The sequence below is a fragment of the Segatella sp. genome (assembly GCF_977051555.1).
On record NZ_CDRSSE010000002.1, the window covers coordinates 100,795 to 118,081 of the forward strand.

General features: G+C 43.7%; 14 protein-coding genes. 4 read left to right on the forward strand and 10 right to left on the reverse strand.

Annotated elements, in window-relative coordinates; genetic code table 11:
- Positions 1-119: 119 nt before the first annotated feature.
- Genes ACWJAO_RS01020 through ACWJAO_RS01035 form a run of 4 tightly spaced genes read right to left on the reverse strand, consistent with a single transcriptional unit; the run spans position 120 to position 4,183 of the window.
- Positions 120-2,195, reverse strand: a complete 2,076-nt coding sequence (locus tag ACWJAO_RS01020) for an outer membrane beta-barrel protein (protein WP_449138934.1) — start codon at positions 2,193-2,195, stop codon at positions 120-122.
- A 21-nt stretch (positions 2,196-2,216) separates the two neighbouring features.
- On the reverse strand, positions 2,217-3,275 hold the full coding sequence (locus ACWJAO_RS01025) for a tetratricopeptide repeat protein (RefSeq protein WP_449138935.1): 1,059 nt from the start codon (positions 3,273-3,275) through the stop codon (positions 2,217-2,219).
- 12 nt (positions 3,276-3,287) lie between these two features.
- Positions 3,288-3,809: an energy transducer TonB family protein gene (locus ACWJAO_RS01030; RefSeq protein ID WP_449138936.1), complete on the reverse strand. Its 522-nt coding sequence runs from the start codon at positions 3,807-3,809 to the stop codon at positions 3,288-3,290.
- A 5-nt stretch (positions 3,810-3,814) separates the two neighbouring features.
- Positions 3,815-4,183 carry a LytTR family transcriptional regulator DNA-binding domain-containing protein gene (locus ACWJAO_RS01035; protein WP_449138937.1) on the reverse strand — a complete coding sequence of 123 codons (369 nt, stop codon included), beginning with the start codon at positions 4,181-4,183 and terminating at the stop codon, positions 3,815-3,817.
- 324 nt (positions 4,184-4,507) lie between these two features.
- On the opposite strand from ACWJAO_RS01035, the gene ACWJAO_RS01040 reads away from it, so the two are divergent.
- On the forward strand, positions 4,508-6,634 hold the full coding sequence (locus tag ACWJAO_RS01040; RefSeq protein ID WP_449138938.1) for a TonB-dependent receptor domain-containing protein: 2,127 nt from the start codon (positions 4,508-4,510) through the stop codon (positions 6,632-6,634).
- A gap of 137 nt (positions 6,635-6,771) precedes the next feature.
- Positions 6,772-8,343, forward strand: coding sequence for an AAA family ATPase (locus ACWJAO_RS01045; protein WP_449138939.1), 1,572 nt, complete (start codon positions 6,772-6,774; stop codon positions 8,341-8,343).
- 224 nt (positions 8,344-8,567) lie between these two features.
- On the opposite strand, the gene ACWJAO_RS01050 is transcribed toward ACWJAO_RS01045, so the two are convergent.
- From ACWJAO_RS01050 to argR, 5 genes are all read right to left on the reverse strand, one after another.
- Positions 8,568-9,710: an aspartate aminotransferase family protein gene (locus tag ACWJAO_RS01050; RefSeq protein WP_449138940.1), complete on the reverse strand. Its 1,143-nt coding sequence runs from the start codon at positions 9,708-9,710 to the stop codon at positions 8,568-8,570.
- Positions 9,711-9,819: 109 nt separating this feature from the next.
- On the reverse strand, positions 9,820-10,821 hold the full coding sequence (argC, locus tag ACWJAO_RS01055) for an N-acetyl-gamma-glutamyl-phosphate reductase (protein ID WP_449138941.1): 1,002 nt from the start codon (positions 10,819-10,821) through the stop codon (positions 9,820-9,822).
- A 2-nt stretch (positions 10,822-10,823) separates the two neighbouring features.
- Positions 10,824-12,026: an argininosuccinate synthase gene (locus ACWJAO_RS01060; RefSeq protein WP_089544441.1), complete on the reverse strand. Its 1,203-nt coding sequence runs from the start codon at positions 12,024-12,026 to the stop codon at positions 10,824-10,826.
- A gap of 79 nt (positions 12,027-12,105) precedes the next feature.
- On the reverse strand, positions 12,106-12,717 hold the full coding sequence (locus ACWJAO_RS01065; RefSeq protein ID WP_449138942.1) for a GNAT family N-acetyltransferase: 612 nt from the start codon (positions 12,715-12,717) through the stop codon (positions 12,106-12,108).
- 89 nt (positions 12,718-12,806) lie between these two features.
- Positions 12,807-13,295, reverse strand: a complete 489-nt coding sequence (gene argR / locus ACWJAO_RS01070; RefSeq protein WP_294821383.1) for an arginine repressor — start codon at positions 13,293-13,295, stop codon at positions 12,807-12,809.
- 331 nt (positions 13,296-13,626) lie between these two features.
- Here argR and ACWJAO_RS01075 point away from each other — a divergent pair, with 331 nt between their 5' ends.
- A complete protein-coding gene (locus tag ACWJAO_RS01075) occupies positions 13,627-14,955 on the forward strand; it encodes an inositol-3-phosphate synthase (protein ID WP_287867258.1) in 1,329 nt (442 codons plus the stop codon).
- A 130-nt stretch (positions 14,956-15,085) separates the two neighbouring features.
- Complete coding sequence (locus ACWJAO_RS01080; RefSeq protein WP_449138943.1) at positions 15,086-16,105, forward strand: helix-turn-helix domain-containing protein; 1,020 nt, start codon at positions 15,086-15,088, stop codon at positions 16,103-16,105.
- A 293-nt stretch (positions 16,106-16,398) separates the two neighbouring features.
- Here ACWJAO_RS01080 and ACWJAO_RS01085 read toward each other — a convergent pair whose 3' ends face one another.
- The gene (locus ACWJAO_RS01085) at positions 16,399-17,157 is read right to left on the reverse strand and encodes a Bax inhibitor-1/YccA family protein (protein WP_449138944.1); all 759 of its coding nucleotides are present in this window, start codon (positions 17,155-17,157) and stop codon (positions 16,399-16,401) included.
- Positions 17,158-17,287 lie beyond the last annotated feature (130 nt).

Consider the following 17,287-nt stretch of genomic DNA (forward strand, 5'->3'; position numbering starts at 1 on the left):
TCGTCTTATATTATAATGCTATTGCGGTGCAAAGATACTACTTTTATCTGAAAATAGCGTGTTTATAGACGATTTTTTAAGAAAGAACGCTTGTTTCTGACGATTTTTTAAGAAAGTCGCTAGTTAACTCCCATTCTGGAAGTATCCACGTCCTTGGTTCTCTTCTCCTTGTACTTGCCTATCTTACAGATGATGGAGATGGAGGCTGATGCCCAATCTTGTTTGATGTTCATGTGATAGTCTTGATTGCCTTGTACTGATTTTGTAGAGAATCCCTCGTTGAAGATGTTGCTGCCTTTAACCACAATGCTCCATTTTTCATTATCGGAAGCCCACCTCAACATAGCATTCAAGAGAAAGACTGATTTGATGTCATAGAGCCCTTGAATGGCTTTCGACTGATAGAATGGGTTAAGTATGAAATGGATGTGATGGCTTCGACTAAGTTGAGCGGATAGATTTCCTGCAAGAATGGCAGAGATATGTTTGCGATTGAAGGGCAAGTCAAAGAAATCGCTACTCTTGTCATGTCTGTAGATTCCTGTTGCCGAAACACTTCCGTTCATCCAATTGCCTATACCGAAAGTCGTCGATGCTCTAATGCCCATAGTATGGTTATAGTCGAAATTGGTCTCCTTCATGATGACTGCCAGATGGTCGGTAGTCTGATAAGGCAACTGCACAGAATAGTTGGGTTGAAACTCTGCAAATGCCATTAATGTATGGCGACTTTTTATCGTCCACATCAAGTTGGTCTCGTATGTAGAGTAAGGCTTGAGATGAGGATTTCCCCATATCTCCATATAAGTAGAGGCATAGTAAATGCTGCTCATAGTTGACCAATAGCTAGGAAACTGTGAGCTGGAACTGAAGGATAAGTTGAGTATGTTGCCAGGATTGGCTTTCCACGATGCATTAAGTGTGGGATAAATATGCCATTTGTTCCACTGTGGAGAATGGTATTGTTCTGCTTCGACAGAGGCTTCCAAGCTGATTCGCTCGTTTATCTGTTTGCTTATGCCGCCATAGAAACTCAAGATTCTTTCTTCGATATTCACCTGGCTGGTTGCATCTGGAATTTCTGCTTCATCCTTGTTGGTCGTGGTTTGGTAGCTTCTGTTGTTGCTGTTTTGGAATTTCATACCATACGATAGTTCCCAACCCTTCTTCAATGAGTGGGATTGATCGGCGGTGAAAAGCCATTTGTCTATTACTTGTTTGCTGTTTGTGTATAGAATACGCTCTTCGTCAAGAATCGTTCCTGCCAGATGTTGCTGGTTGGGATTTTGGTAGTTGAGATAAGATATGCCTATTTGTAGTCCAAAGGGCAGGTTGTAGCTGGCATCTACATTGTGCAGGTAGGTATGCTCATTGCCCTGTTGCTGGGATGTGCCTGTTCCCATCGTTTCATGATGAGGATGGCTGCTATCCCATTTTCCTGTATATGCCAGGGATAGCTGGTGGTTATTAGCAATGGCATAGCTCAATCCCATGCGATAGTTGTGAGTCAATCCAAGGGCTTTCTGTGAGGTCTTGTCATGATACGCTACTCGTTTCCCTTGAAGGGGATGATTGGCATTGGTAGTCGTCTCACCGTATGATGTCCCATCTGTAAATGAATACATGGCATCCAGTCCGAATTTTCCTTTTTGGAACAGCAGGTTGCCTTTGCCTTCTCCTTCTCCGTATTTGCTTTGGTTCCAGGTGCTTTGTATTTGCCCTGAAAGCAGATTCTTTCCTGCATAGTCTTTGATAACCAGGTTGATAACCATTCCACGAATATGTAAGCGTGCTGGCGCTGCCAGCATCACTTCGGCTTTGGCTAATTGAGATGCGGGCATGGCTTTTAATCGCTCTGCCAGTTGTGCGTAGTTGAGCGTGGTTGATTTGCCGTTGATGATGAGGGTCAGTTCTTTTCCTGCATAATTGATGTTACCGTTTAGCTCGTTTACTCCTGGTATTCGGGTAAGGGCATCATAAGCGTTGTCAGCCGGCATTTTCTCTATGAGAAGTGGCATATTGTAAACCAACTGTCCTCTTTCTGCTTTGACGATAGGGCGTGTCGCCTTGACGAAAACCTCTGGCAGGTTGTGCATCATCATCTGTGTGGTAAGCGTGTCTTTTGTCTCTTCGTTTTGAGCGCAAAGGGGCTGGCTCAGCAATAATGCTGAACCTAAGATAAAATTTATTTTCATGTGTTTATGTGAGTTTGATGGTTATTGTTTGAGTTGCTCTTTCGCTTTGGATATGAGTTGTGCTGCCTCTTTCTTGTCTTCCAGCCTGTTTGCATTTGCTAAGAACATCTGGAGATACAGTTTCGCTTTCAGTTTGTTTTTGGAAGCTATGAACATTTGGGCGGCATTGTAATAGTTGAGAGGATTATCTTCCTCATCGTATAGGGTGCATAACTCAAAGTCACGTGCGGCATCTGCATATCGGTTATGTTGAAAATGCAAGTCGGCCAACCATTTATAGGTACGCAATGCTCTGCCTTTGGGTAGGGAGACTTCTAGCGACTGATTGAAATGAGCCATGGATAGCGAATCCATGTTGAAGGCTTTCTCTACCAGAGCCAAGTGGAAAAGGCAAGTGGCATTGTCGCTTTTGAACAGAACTGCTTTTTGGTAATGTTTCAGCGCTTTTTCGTTGTCCGGCAGGTCCTCATAACAGAGACCAAGGATGAAGTTGGATTCGAAATTATCAAATCCTTGCGCTATCAGTTTCTCATACAAGGGTATAGCCTCATCGTATTTGAATTGCATGAATAGGGAATAAGCATATTCCTTGTTGATGTACAAGTTCGTGGAATCACATTTGTAGATGTAATTCTTTGCCACTTCCTCGGCTTTGCCAGGTTGGTTTGCTCCATTGTAATGAGAGGCAAGCGAAGCAATAATTTCGCTGTCGTATGGAAATGAAGAGGCTATGCGCTCGCCCCAAAGAGAAACCTTGTCATTGTTATTCTGATTGAGATACGCATAATAGTACATTCGCATGTCTTCGTGGTGGATGCTATCTGATGGAATCTTGTCTAGGCAAGAAATGCAGGCGGTGTAGTTGCCTACTTTCCGGTAGCAGGAAGCCAGTTTCCTGCGTGCTTCCAGGTGAGATGGATTTGTTTCCAAATACTTTTGGTAGTATTGGGTAGCATGAAATACATCATATCTACTCAAACAGCTATCTCCTTGTTGAAGTAGATTAGCTGTGGTCTCGTTGCCCATGGCATTCATTGCCATACATAGCCATAATATAAGGATCAATCTAAACTGTTTCATCGTTTTTGCTGATTATTTCTTTCTTACTTCGGGAGTGAAAACGACTGGCAAGGTAAACTCCATGTTTACTTCCTCGCCATCGGAGAGTCGGGCAGGCTTCCATTGGGGACTTCTCTTGAGCAATTCAATCACAGTCTGCTCATAGGCCTTTTCTTTTGGAGCTTCGAGAACTTTAAACAATCCCAATGTTCCATCCTTTTGAACGGTGAAGTTGATGACGACTCGCGCAGGCTTGTCTTCCAATCCTTTAGGATATTGGATGTTTGTCATCACCCATCTCAAGAAATCGTTGATGTCGCCATTGCCGTTGAAGATAGGCATCTGACCACCTTCTGGCAAAACAGCTATCGTCTTTAACACATGGGGTTGCGATACGCTTTGCGGTTTGAACATAAGGATGAGGGTTATACCTATTATTGCTATCACGCAAGCGACTAACCCAAATACCTTTTTATATATATGAGATTTTGTGTATCTTGTTTCCTGAGCTTTGCCCAGGAAATAAGTTTCTTCCTGATTGTTTTTTCCTTTCATACCTTTTATGATTTTATGGAGTTGTCTAAAAGTGCTTTTAATTGTTTGAGTGGTTCCTTGCTGACGTGCAGGGTGAATTTCTCGCTAAACCGCTCGTTGTACAACACTAGTTCTGAAGTGTTGAGGTTGATGCTGAAAATGTGCTGACTATTAATAATGTAGTTTCTGCCGACACGAGCGAAGAAGTGAGCCGTTTGGGCAAGTTGCTCTACTATTTTTTTCTCGAAGACCACAAGGTTGAACGCGAAGGTGTATTCATCGCCGTTGGTGAGTCGGAGATTGCAATAGCTTCCTTCCGAACAGACGTATGCTATCTGTTCGGAAGCCACTCTGAGCAAAAAGTTGGCATTTGATATGATGAGATATTCTTCCATACTGATAAGTTTGGTGCAAAGGTAAGCAAAATATTTAAAAAGTATGGCTGGAGGTAGCGTGTTTTTTGTGAACCAGTGGACTTGTTTTGTGAAAAATATGAAGTCAAACTCCAGATATGGCTATCTATTTAAGGTGGTCAACTAAAATCGTTAAACCACAGAGTGTCTAATAACTAGACAGCCGTGTCAAGTATTTAGACAGGTCGTTTTATGGACTTTCTTTCTATATATTCTGATAATCAGTTGTTTATGTTTTTGGCATAGTCGTTGCCTTGCTATTTAGCAACAAATAAGAATAGTAACAACATAAAGAATAGTAAGAAAATGAAAAAACTTGCATTAGTAGCATCCTTCTGTGGCATTACTTTAACACAGATGATGGCACAGAACATCAACGGCGAACAGATTTCCGACACGACCCTATTTGATAAGTTCTCCAAAGAACTTGGCGAAGTGGTGGTGAAAGCTCATCTTCCTCAATATAAGAAGACCCACGAAGGACTGCTGACCAATGTGGCAGGAACCGTGCTTAGCAAGATGGGTACGGCAGAAGATGTATTGAAGCATGTGCCGAGTATCGTGAAGAAGAAAGATGGATATGAGGTGGTCGGCAAGGGTACACCTATTATATATATCAACGGCAGGAAGATACAAGACATCAGTGAGTTGGATAACATCAAATCTTCCGACATCAAGAGTGTGGAAGTCATCCAGAATCCAGGAGCCACCTACGATGCTTCGGTAAATGCGGTAATCAAAATCAAGACCATCAAGAAGAAAGGCGAAGGTTTCGGCTTTGATACTCGCTCTGTGTATTGGTACAATAAGCACGACAATACCATCCAACAGGTTAACATGAACTATCGCCATAATGGGCTGAATCTTTTTGCCACTTATAAGTTCTCTGATGCAACATGGATGCAAAAGGCCACCTACGAGCAGACTGTACATGTAGATACGCTTTGGCAACAGCATAACAACAACGAAGTAACAGGTCGCAAAGAATCGCACCGTCTTATCAGTGGTTTTAGCTATGATTTCAATGCCAATCATTCTATTGGTGCGAGATACACCTTGACCTCGCCAGGCTATTCTCGCTCAAAAGATTTTTTCGATAGTCAGGTGACAGCCGACGGTAAGTTTTACGACTATATCAAAACCGATGGTCTGACGGTTGACAAGGACAATCCTAGCCATCAATTGAATGCCTACTACAACGGCATTTTGGGCAAGACTGCAATTGACCTGAATACCGACCTCTATTTCAGTACAAACAGGGCTTATGCCTATAGCGATGAACAGAGCCAGGAGCACGATTCTCGTAACATCAACTCCAAGAATCGTGTGAGCAACAAGATGGTAGCCGCCAAACTCGTAATTACCTCTCCTCTCTTAGGCGGTAATCTCTCCTACGGAGCTGAGTATATCAATACCCATCGCAACGATGACTACGAAGTGAATCGCACCGACCTCCTCGCCAACTCTTATAGCAAGTTGGAGGAGCAGACGGCAAGTCCATTCATCCAATATGCGCGCCTCACCCCGATAGGAAACATCACGGCAGGATTGCGATACGAGTATGTAAGGTTCAAGTATTATGATGCAGGCATCTATCAGCCTGAGCAGAGTCGCTCCTTCCGCAACCTCTTTCCTACCATCAGCTATGGTGCGAAGATAGGCAAGGTAATGGCACAGTTGAGCTATTCGGTAAAGACCTCTCGTCCTTCATATAGTCAACTGAGCAACAATGTATCTTATATGAATCGATTTACTCGCCAAACAGGTAATCCTTATCTCGACAACGAAACCAATCACAGAGTGGAATTATCGGGTGTATGGAAGTTCGTCCAGTTTATGGTCAACTACAAGGACTCTCGCAATGCCATCATCTATTGGGCGGAGCAAATTCCTGAGAACGAAGCGATTACCATGGTAAGTCGTAAGAACGTGAAGAGCCTCAAGAGCATGACTGCCTACATTAGTGCTGCTCCAAAGATAGGCATTTGGGCACCGCAAATCAACTTGGGCATGCAGAAGCCTTGGTTCACCCTCCATACTGATGTGGCATCTTATCGTTTGAACCGTCCTATCTTCATGGGCAACTTCAACAATGCCTTCTCCTTGCCATGCGGCATCACCCTTAACGTGGATTATCGCTATCAGAGCAAGGGTAACACAATGAATGTATATCTTGCCAAAGAGCAGCATGTGCTGGATGTCAGCATCAGCAAGTCATTCCTAAAGGATGCACTTACCTTGGAAATAAAAGGCAACGACCTGCTTTATAAATGTTGGGATGCCGACTTGCTCTATAACCAGAAGATGGAACTTTTGCAAGTGTCTAAGCGAGGTACGAGAGACCTGCAACTCACCCTTCGCTATAAGTTCAATACCACACGCAGCAAGTACAAGGGGACTGGTGCTGGAAATGCGGAGTTGAATCGACTATAAATATCTTTTATTACTTTTATTAGAAAGTAGAGCCATTTAAGGTGATTTTTCGAATTATCGGGCTAAAAGGCTACAAAAAGTTTGGTTAATCAAGAAAAATACCTTAACTTTGCCACAATAATTAAAGGGAATAGCTTATGAAAGGTAGAAGATATCCTCTAGGAATACAGACTTTCAAGAATATCATAGAGGGAAATTATGTATATGTAGATAAGACCGACTTAATCTATGAGTTGGTGCATGAGAAGAAATATTGCTTTCTGAGTCGTCCTCGACGATTCGGAAAGTCACTCCTTGTCACAACCCTACAGGCCTACTTCGAGGGGAAAAAAGAGCTATTCAAAGGGCTGAAGCTGGAAGCTTTGGAAAAAGATTGGGAGAAACACCCCGTTATCCATCTTGATCTTAGCAAGGGGAAATACTATAATATGGAAAGCCTGATAGAAACTCTTGATAAGATTCTTGAAACATACGAGGAATTATACCAAATAACTTCTGTTAGTACCGAGGCTTTTAATGTCCGATTGATTCGCATCATCAATGCCGCCAAGCAAAAGACTGGCAAGAATGTGGTTGTGCTCATCGATGAATATGATGCGCCGATGCACGACTCTATGAAAGACAAGGACTTGCAGGACAAGATACGTGACATCATGCGCAACTTCTTCAGTCCTTTGAAGTCAGAAGAGGACAATCTTCATTTTGTCTTTTTAACTGGTATCTCCAAGTTTAGCCAGCTGAGCATCTTCAGCGAACTGAACAATATCACGAATATCAGCATGTGGGATAAGTACAGTTCTATCTGTGGCATCAGCAAGGAAGAACTCTTGAAAAATTTCCACGATGACATAGAGGTATTGGCGCAGGCCAATGATATGAACTATGAGGAGGCCTTAGCTGAACTGAGATATAATTACGATGGCTATCACTTTAGTGGGAAAGGTGCCGATATGTATAATCCTTACAGTATGTTCAATTGCTTAGAGACCCATGAGTTTGATAGCTATTGGTTCTCTACGGGCACTCCTACCTTCCTGATAGAACTGCTTCAAGAGAAAAATGTCGATATGCTCCAGCTAGACGACATTTGGACAACCTCCGACCGCTTCGATACCCCAACAGAGAAGATTGTTGACCCTGTGCCGGTATTATACCAAAGCGGCTATCTCACAATCAAGTCATACAATCGTTTGGCGAAGTTATACAAGCTTGCCTTCCCTAACGAAGAGGTGCGCAAGGGCTTCTCCAACAGCCTCTTCCGTTATTATGCCCCAGACGGCATGGGCGACCGTGATGCTATTTACATGGCATGGGCTAAGAACTTCATCCTGAGTGCCGAGGACAATATGGAGGCATTCCTCCCTCATCTCCAGACTTTCTACAAGAAGTTCCCATATACATTGGTCAACAACAATGAGCGCCACTACCAAGCCGTGCTCTACACCATATTGTTAATCCTCGGATGTGATGTAACTCCAGAGGTGCCTACATCTGATGGCAGAATCGACATGGTGCTGAAAACCAAGCGCAGCATCTATGTAATGGAACTGAAATACAAGAAGGATGCAGAGGCAGCGATGGAGCAAATCGACTGCAAGGACTATCTCGCTGCCTTCGCCGATGACAGCAGAAAGAAATACAAGGTGGGCATCAACTTCTCGGAAGACCGAAGAAGTATCGACGACTGGAAAGTGGAGGCATTGGCATAACACTGCTTGTGATGAATGGGTTAAACATCTTCTTATTACTATTTAAAAATGAGGAGGTAAATATGGATAGATATCAAATTATACGTATAATCCATGACTATATGTCTAGATATGATAAGAAGAACAAGAGCGACAGCCAAAAATGTATTCGGCTGCCGCTCTCTTTCTTTTCTTTCTATTTCTTTTATGGGTTGAGTTTTCTTTATATCCTTATCAGAAAGGTTTTATACTTCCTTTAATACGGTTTCCAATCTTCCGATGAAGTCATCTACATTTTCCTTGGTCAATACCAATGGAGGGAGGATACGGAGGATGTTGGTGCCGGCGCAACCGGTGAAGCAATGCTGCTCGTGGATGAGCTTGCTGCGAACTTCCTTGTGAGGAATATCGAGTACGGCGCCTACCATCAAGCCACGGCCACGAACCTCTGTGATGTGACTGTTGCGCTTCTGCAACTCCTTCAGCTGGGCGATGAGATATTCTCCAACCTCATGCGCATTCTGTACCAGCTTCTCCTTCTCGAAGACATCGAGAACGGCAAGAGCTGCTGTACATGCCAGGTGGTTGCCACCGAAGGTTGTACCCAACTGACCATAAACAGGAGTAAACTCTGGAGAAATCAACACGCCACCCATAGGGAAACCATTGCCGATACCCTTGGCTACGGTGATGAGATCAGGCTTGATGCCCAACCACTGGTGCGCAAAGAACTTTCCGCTTCTGCCATAACCACACTGGATTTCATCGCAAATCAAGAAAGTGCCATATTTCTTGCAGGCTGCCTGCAAGCCCTGTGCAAACTCAGGAGTAACCATGTTGCAACCACCTACGCCCTGAATCGCCTCAATGATACAAGCACATACATCGCCCTTGGCAAGTTCCTTCTCCCAAGCCTCCAAATCGTTGATAGGAAGATAGGTTACGTGACCATTGTCATTGATTGGAGCGATAATTTTTGGATTATTGGTAACCTCTACGGCAAGGGATGTCCTGCCGTGGAATGCTTTTTCTAAAGAGAGCACGCGGGTTCTGCCGTTGGTGAAGGAAGCCAGTTTCAAGGCATTCTCGTTTGCCTCGGCACCCGAGTTGATGAGGAAGAACTGATAATCCTCATAACCGCTAGCCTTGCCCAGACGCTCAGCGAGTTTCACCTGTAACTTGTTGATGACAGAGTTGGAATAGAAACCCAGGTTGTTCAACTGGTTGGTGAGCATCTCCACATAGTGAGGATGGCAATGACCGATGCTGATAACGGCATGACCACCATAGAGGTCGAGATATTCCTGACCCTTGTCGTCCCATACCTTGCAGCCCTGTCCTTTTACAATATTAATATCGAAAAGAGGATATACGTCGTAAAGTTTCATGTTAAATCTATGTTTTAAGAAAGACAACTCATAGAGTTATCTTATTACAAACTATTCTTTATGATAGAAGAACGAATGATTTTTCATCCGTTCTTCCGAATTCTTTTATCTAAAATGCTGATGGCTTGAGTTTCAAACCTGCTGTCTGGTCGAGACCAAACATGATGTTCATGTTCTGAACAGCCTGACCTACGGCACCCTTCAGAAGGTTGTCGATGCAAGAAGTGATGAGGAGCTTGTCGCCATACTTATCCACATGAACCAGGCACTTGTTGGTATTCACCACCTGCTTCAGGTCGATCGCCTTATCCACATAGTGAGTAAACTTGGCATCCTTGTAGAACTCCTTGTAACCTGCCACGATTTCCTCGATAGGCTTGTCGGTCTTCACAACTTCTGTAGCGAAGATACCACGGGCGAAGTCGCCACGGTAAGGGATGAAGTCGATGGCTGCATCGAGATAACCCTGTGTCTGCTTCAGACTCTCACGAATCTCAGGCACGTGCTGATGGTTGAATGCCTTGTAGATGCTCATGTTGTTGTTGCGCCATGAGAAATGGGTAGTGGCTCCTGGCTTCTGACCAGCGCCGGTGCTACCGGTAATGGCATTGACAGATACATCGTTGTTGATGAGACCCATCTTAGCAGCAGGCAACAAACCAAGTTGAATGCAGGTTGCAAAACAACCTGGGTTTGCCACGTGCTGAGCTACGGCTATTTTTGATTCATTTATTTCTGGAAGACCATATACAAAATCGTGAGCGGCTGGAGTTGGCTGCTGGGTAGCAACCACAGTCTCTGGGGCAAGACGGAAGTCCTGTGCTAGGTCGATAATCTTCACGTTCTCCGGAACATTGTGCTCCTTCAGGAACGCCTCGCTCTTGCCGTGACCGAAGCAGAAGAAAATAACATCCACCTGGTCGAAAGGCATCTCGGCGGTAAACTTCAAATCAGTTTCGCCATACAATCCCTCGTGAACCTCAGCCACCAGGTTGCCGGCGTTACTCTCGCTATTAGCGAATACAATCTCTGCCTCAGGATGGTTGATAAGGAGGCGAATCAACTCACCTCCTGTATAACCAGCTGCTCCTAAAATACCTACTTTTACCATAATTATCTTTCCTCGTTAGGGTGCATACCATAATAAACACGGAGTGGGGTAGAACTTACCTTGATGAAGCCCTTTGCATCCTCGGCTGTCCAACCGTGCTGCATCTCACCATACTCACCGAGCTTAGACTTGGTCAAATCGTCTGGTGAATCGATACCTACAGTCTGGAAACTGTATGGACGGAGCTTCAGGATTGCTGTACCGTTTACGTTGCGCTGAGAAGAAGTCAGCATCGCCTCGATATCCGGCATCACTGGCTCCAGGTACTGACTCTCGTGGAGGAACATTCCGTACCAGTTGCCTACCTGATCCTTCCAATACTGCTGCCACTTGCTCAATGTGCTCTTCTCCAACAGGCGGTGAGCCTCGATGATGAGCTTAGGAGCTGCAGCCTCGAAAGCTACACGACCCTTGATACCAATGATGGTGTCACCCACGTTGCAGTCGCGACCGATGGCGTAAGAAGCGCCAATCTCTTCAATCTTCTGGATGGCAGCAATCTTATCATCAAACTTCTCGCCGTTGACAGCCACAATCTCACCCTTCTCGAAGGTAATCTTCAGCTCAGCCTCTTCTTCCTTGGCAGTAACGTGCTTCAGATAAGCCTCCTCTGGGAGACCCTGGGTTGGGTCGAGAATCTCACCACCGCAGATGCTGGTTCCCCAGATACCTACGTTATAAGAATACTTCAACTTGGTGAAGTCTGCATAGAAACCGTGCTCGTTCAGGTAATCAACCTCCTCCTTACGAGAAAGCGCCTTGTCACGGGTCAGAGTGATGATTTCTACACCAGGAGCCATAACCAGGAAGGTCATGTCGAAACGGATCTGGTCGTTGCCGGCACCTGTACTTCCGTGAGCGATGGCGTCAGCACCAATCTCCTTGGCGTAACGAGCGATGGCGATAGCCTGGAAGATACGCTCAGAAGATACAGAGATAGGGTAGCAGTTGTTACGGAGTACATTACCGAAAATCATGTATTTCAAAGATTTCTCGTAATATTCGTGGGTAACGTCGAGAGTGACGTATGCCTTGGCACCCAACTTATATGCGTTCTCCTCGTTGGTCTTCAACTGCTCGGCAGAGAAACCACCTGTGTTAGCGCATGCTGCATAAACATCCCAGCCATCCTGGGTCAATTTCATTACTGTGTATGATGTATCGAGACCGCCGCTGAAAGCGACTACTACTTTCTTATTTGCCATAACCTTATGATTAATGTTAAGTGTGAAATGTTAAGTGTTAAATTGGCATTCTTGTCAACACCTTATTATATATAAGGATTTAAATTTTTGCAGATGGACCGTCAAGCTTTCTGATTCTCTCAATTACTTCCTGAGGAAGCTTGATAGGCAGATGCTCCTCTGGGTCGAAGAGCATGGCGGTGCAGATGCAGTATTTGCGGTTGGTACGATGGAGCACATCTACGTTGATGCACCCCTCGCAACCACGCCAGAATGACTCATCGTCGGTCAGGTCGTCGAAGGTAACAGGAAGATAACCCAACTGAGTGTTCATCTTCATTACAGCCGAACCGGATGTCAAAGAGAAAATCTTGGCATGAGGCCATCGCTGTCGGGCGAGCGTAAAGGTAAGGTTCTTGATACGCTTAGCCAAACCCATACCACGGAAGTCTGGGTGAACGATCAAACCAGATGTGGTGACATAGTGCTTGTTGCCCCAAGTCTCGATGTAGCTGAAGCCTGCGAACTTATCGCCCTGTAGTGCGATAACCGCCTTCGCCTCTCTCATCTTGGTAGCCACATACTCTGGTGAACGCTTGGCGATACCAGAACCACGCTTCTTTGCAGCTTCTGCGATTGTAGTCAGAATGGTGTCGATGTACTTGATGTGACTTTCGTCAGCCACCATTACTTTAACTTCTGCTTCTTCCATTTTTTCTCTTCTATCTTAAAATGTTTTTGGTTTAATATTCTTTCTTTATATATAATAAGGTGTATGTTTTCCATAAAAATGCAACTACCTTATACATATTTATGGTGAATGTCTGGAATAACCTCTGCTAGTGCATTGATGATTTCCTCTTCTGTTGTCCCTTTCTTTTTAACCAGGAAGATGGTGTCATCGCCGGCGATGGTTCCCAGAATTTGAGGAATGTCACTATTGTCTATATTATAGGCAATGCTGCTTGCATATCCCGGACGGGTCTTGATCACGACCATGTTTCCCGAGAAGTTGATAGACTGGAATCCGGTATTCACCATCATCTTGCTTACTGGAATATGGTTTGATACTCTCTTATATAATGTATCATTGGGCAGAACATATGCATATTTTCCACTCGAAGATGCTGCTTTTGCTACCTTGAGCAGTTTTAAGTCACGGCTCAATGTAGCTTGCGTAATCTTAAAGCCTTCTTTGTGAAGAGCCTCCAAAAGTTGGTCTTGCGAACTCAACTCCTGACTTGATATGAGCATCTTCAAAGTTTCCAATCTGCTATTCTTTGCCTTCATATGTTGTATTTTTATTCGTTTAACGGCTGCAAAATTACAATATATTTTGCAAATAACCAAATAAAATGAAAGAAAAATGCATAAAATAACATTATTTTGTCTTTCGCTATGCATAAACATGGAATAAATATGCATGTATTGCCTTCTTTCATACAAATATTCTATACTTGGCTTTTGATGCAGAATAGTCTTTTTGTCCATTTTAAGCTAATTATTGTAAATTATTGAAAAAAAATCTACGGAAACCGCATCGGTTCAATAAGTTTTTGTTATCTTTGCAGACACAATTCTTAGATTATAATCAACTTAATATAAAATAAACCTTTAGAAGATGGAAAAAAACAATGTTAAACCAGCTGATGGAAAGTTGGGTATCTTGGTTGTAGGTTGTGGCGCAGTTGCTACTACCTTCATGACCGGTGTTTTCATGACTCGTAAGGGACTTGCAAAGCCAGTAGGTTCAATGACTCAGTACGACAAGATTCGTGTGGGCAAGGGTGCAGACAAGAAATATCTGCACTACAAGGACATCGTTCCGCTTGCTGACCTTAATGATATCGTATTCGGTACATGGGATGTTTATCCACAGAATGCTTATCAGGCAGCTATGTATGCTGAGGTATTGAAGGAGAAAGATATCAATCCTGTACGCGAGGAGTTGGAGAAGGTAGTACCAATGAAGGCTGCTTTCGACAAGAACTATGCAAAGCGTCTTGATGGCGACAATGTGAAGGATTGCAAGACCCGCTGGGAGATGGTAGAGGCGCTTCGTCAGGATATTCGCGACTTTAAGGAGAAGAACGGTTGTGCCCGTATCGTAGTTATCTGGGCGGCATCTACCGAAATCTACGTTCCTGTAGATATGGAGATTCATGGTACATTGGCAGCACTTGAGGCTGCAATGAAGGCTGACGACCGTCAGCATATTGCTCCATCCATGTGCTACGCCTATGCAGCTTTGACCGAAGGTGCTCCTTTCATCATGGGTGCTCCTAATACAACTGTAGATATTCCTGCTATGTGGGAACTCGCAGAGAAAACCAAGATGCCTATCGCAGGTAAGGACTTCAAGACAGGTCAGACACTTGTTAAGAGTGGCTTTGCTCCTATCATCGGTACCCGTTGCCTCGGTTTGAATGGCTGGTTCTCTACCAATATTCTCGGCAATCGTGATGGTCTCGTTCTCGATGAGCCAGCAAACTTCCATACCAAGGAGGTAAGTAAACTCTCTACTCTTGAGACAATTCTGAAGCCTGATGTCCAGCCTGATCTCTATGGTCATGGTAACGATGAGGATACCCAGTACTATCACAAGGTACGTATCAACTATTATCCACCTCGCAACGATAACAAGGAGGGTTGGGATAATATCGATATCTTTGGCTGGATGGGTTACCCAATGCAGATTAAGATTAACTTCCTCTGCCGTGACTCTATCCTTGCTGCTCCATTGTTGCTCGACCTTACATTGTTGAGCGACCTTGCTGCTCGTGCAGGCCGTTTTGGCATCCAGCGTTTCTTGAGTTTCTTCCTCAAGGCGCCTATGCACGATTATACTAAGGGTGAAGAGGCAGTAAACCATCTCTACCAGCAGTATACGATGCTGAAGAATGCAATCCGTGAGATGGGTGGTTACGAGGCCGATGAGGAAATCGACTAATTAGGTTGTTTCATTTAATATTACACCTTATTATATATAAGGCATTAATTTATATCATGGCACACCTTTGGAAAAGTTAGAACATCTCTCCATAGGTGTGCCTTTTTGTTTATTTATATAGAAAGTAGACATGGATTCGCTAACGAGTTTTATTTATGGTATGAGCATGATGTTCTTCTCCATGATGGCTTTCCTGTTTTGGAGAAAAGGAAAGGAGATGCTCTTTCGGATGATTATGTGGCTCATGATTGTGGTCGACCTGCAGTTGGTAAAGGACATGGTTTTCTTTCAGGTTTATGGGTTTGACAACGAGCATGTGTGGTATCTTACGTCTTCGTTGGATATGATGATTATACCGTTCTACAGCTTTGTGTTGATGGAACTGGTGAAGCCGGGCTGGTTCGGATGGTTGAAGGCTTTGATGCTGGAATTGCCTTTTCTCTTGTTCCCGGTGTTCTATATTTTTACCCATAATATCATCTGGTTTTACGTGCTTTCTGTCTGGGGAGCCATTTATGGATGCTCTACCTTTATATTGCTTATCTTTTTAATCCGGAGGTATCACCGTCAGCTGAAAGAGCGGTTTTCTTATCAGGAAAATATTAATCTGAATTGGCTTCTTGCCATTCTCAATACCTTCTTCCTTATTCTGTTTTTATGGACGCTGAGCTGTTTCGTTATTAATGTGGATTACGACAATATCTATATGGTAAGTTCTCTGATGCTCTGGATGCTGATAGATTATTTTGTATATAGGCATGAGTCGGTGATAGAAGAGTTGAGCGATATAGAAATTGTACCTTTAGAGCAGAACGAAGTAGATGTTTCGGGGATGGCTGCTGAGGTGCAGCGATTGTTCGAGGAAGATAAAATCTATCTCAATCCGAAACTGAAATTATCTGATGTGGCGCTGGCTGTGGGCACGAACCGTACTTATCTGAGTCGCTATTTCAACCGGCAGAATGGACAGACGTTTTATGATTATGTGAATACTTATCGTATACAGTATGCTGAGAATTTGTTGAAGTCAACGAACTTTCCTTTGCCGGAAATCGCCATAAAATCGGGGTTTAATTCTATTTCTACATTCAGAAGAGTATTTTTTGCCTCTTTTGGCTGTTCTCCTAATAAATATAGAGTAAATGCGTAAGCTCTTGATGTATAGGTAGTTCAGAAAAATCAGTGGAACACTGAAAAATGTCAAAAGACACTTTTTGTCCATTTGAAACTTATTTTTGCTGTTTTGAAACCATGGTTTTCGATTTTTTTCCTATCTTTGCATCGTAGAACTTTTTGAAGAGAATATAACTCTAGCATTTACTTTTTCTAGGAATAAAAAAAATAAAGGTTGGCTAACCCGTTGAGGGCAAGCCAACCTTTCTCGTTATGTATGTTATTCCTTGTTCTTATTTCTTAATTCTCTGTCCCTAGTTCTAGTTTACGTTATTCCTTGTTGCTGCCTCCGAAGATGCGGAGCAAGTAGAGGAAGAGATTGATAAAGTCGAGATACAGAGTCAGGGCTCCGATGAGTGCCAACTTCTGTGCGCCCTCGCTCATGTCGTTTTGTGTCTGGAGCATCTGCTTAATCTTCTGACTGTCCCAAGCGGTCAAGCCAACGAAGATGGCTACACCTGCATAACTCAGGATGTAATCAAATCCCGAACTCTTCAAGAACATGTTTACTACGGTAGCGATAATCAGACCAATCAGAGCCATAAAGAGTATTTTTCCTAAGGAAGTCAAATCCTTCTTGGTAGTGTAACCATAGAAAGCCATTGCTCCGAATGTGCCGGCTGTAATAAAAAATACCTTAGCTATACTGGTCATCGTATAAACTACGAATACGGATGAAAGCATGGCGCCATTCAAAACCGAGTAGGCGATGAAGAGTAGGGTGGCGGTAGTCAGAGAGAGTCTCTGTAGGGCACCGGTAATGATGAATACCAGGGCGAGCTCTGCGATGATCAGACCGAAGAGCAAACCGCGGCTTGTCATCAAGGTCATCAGCAGGGTAGGACTGCTAGCCACACCATAGGCAGTAACGCCCGTAATCAGGAGTGCCAAGGTCATCCATGTATACACTTTGCGCATCAAAGCAGAGAAGACTCCGCTTATACCTCGCTCTTTCTCATTAACAGCAAAGCCATTGCTCTGCTGGTTGTTCTGACTATTTATCAGATTGTACATTTCCTTTTCTGTCATAATTCTATTTTCTTATTTATATTCTATTGATTTCTAACTACAATAATAAGCGCAAAGATAATGCCAATTATTGAAACGAGCGATTATCTCTGCGCTTTATTAACATTTATTCCGTTATTTTACGGCATTC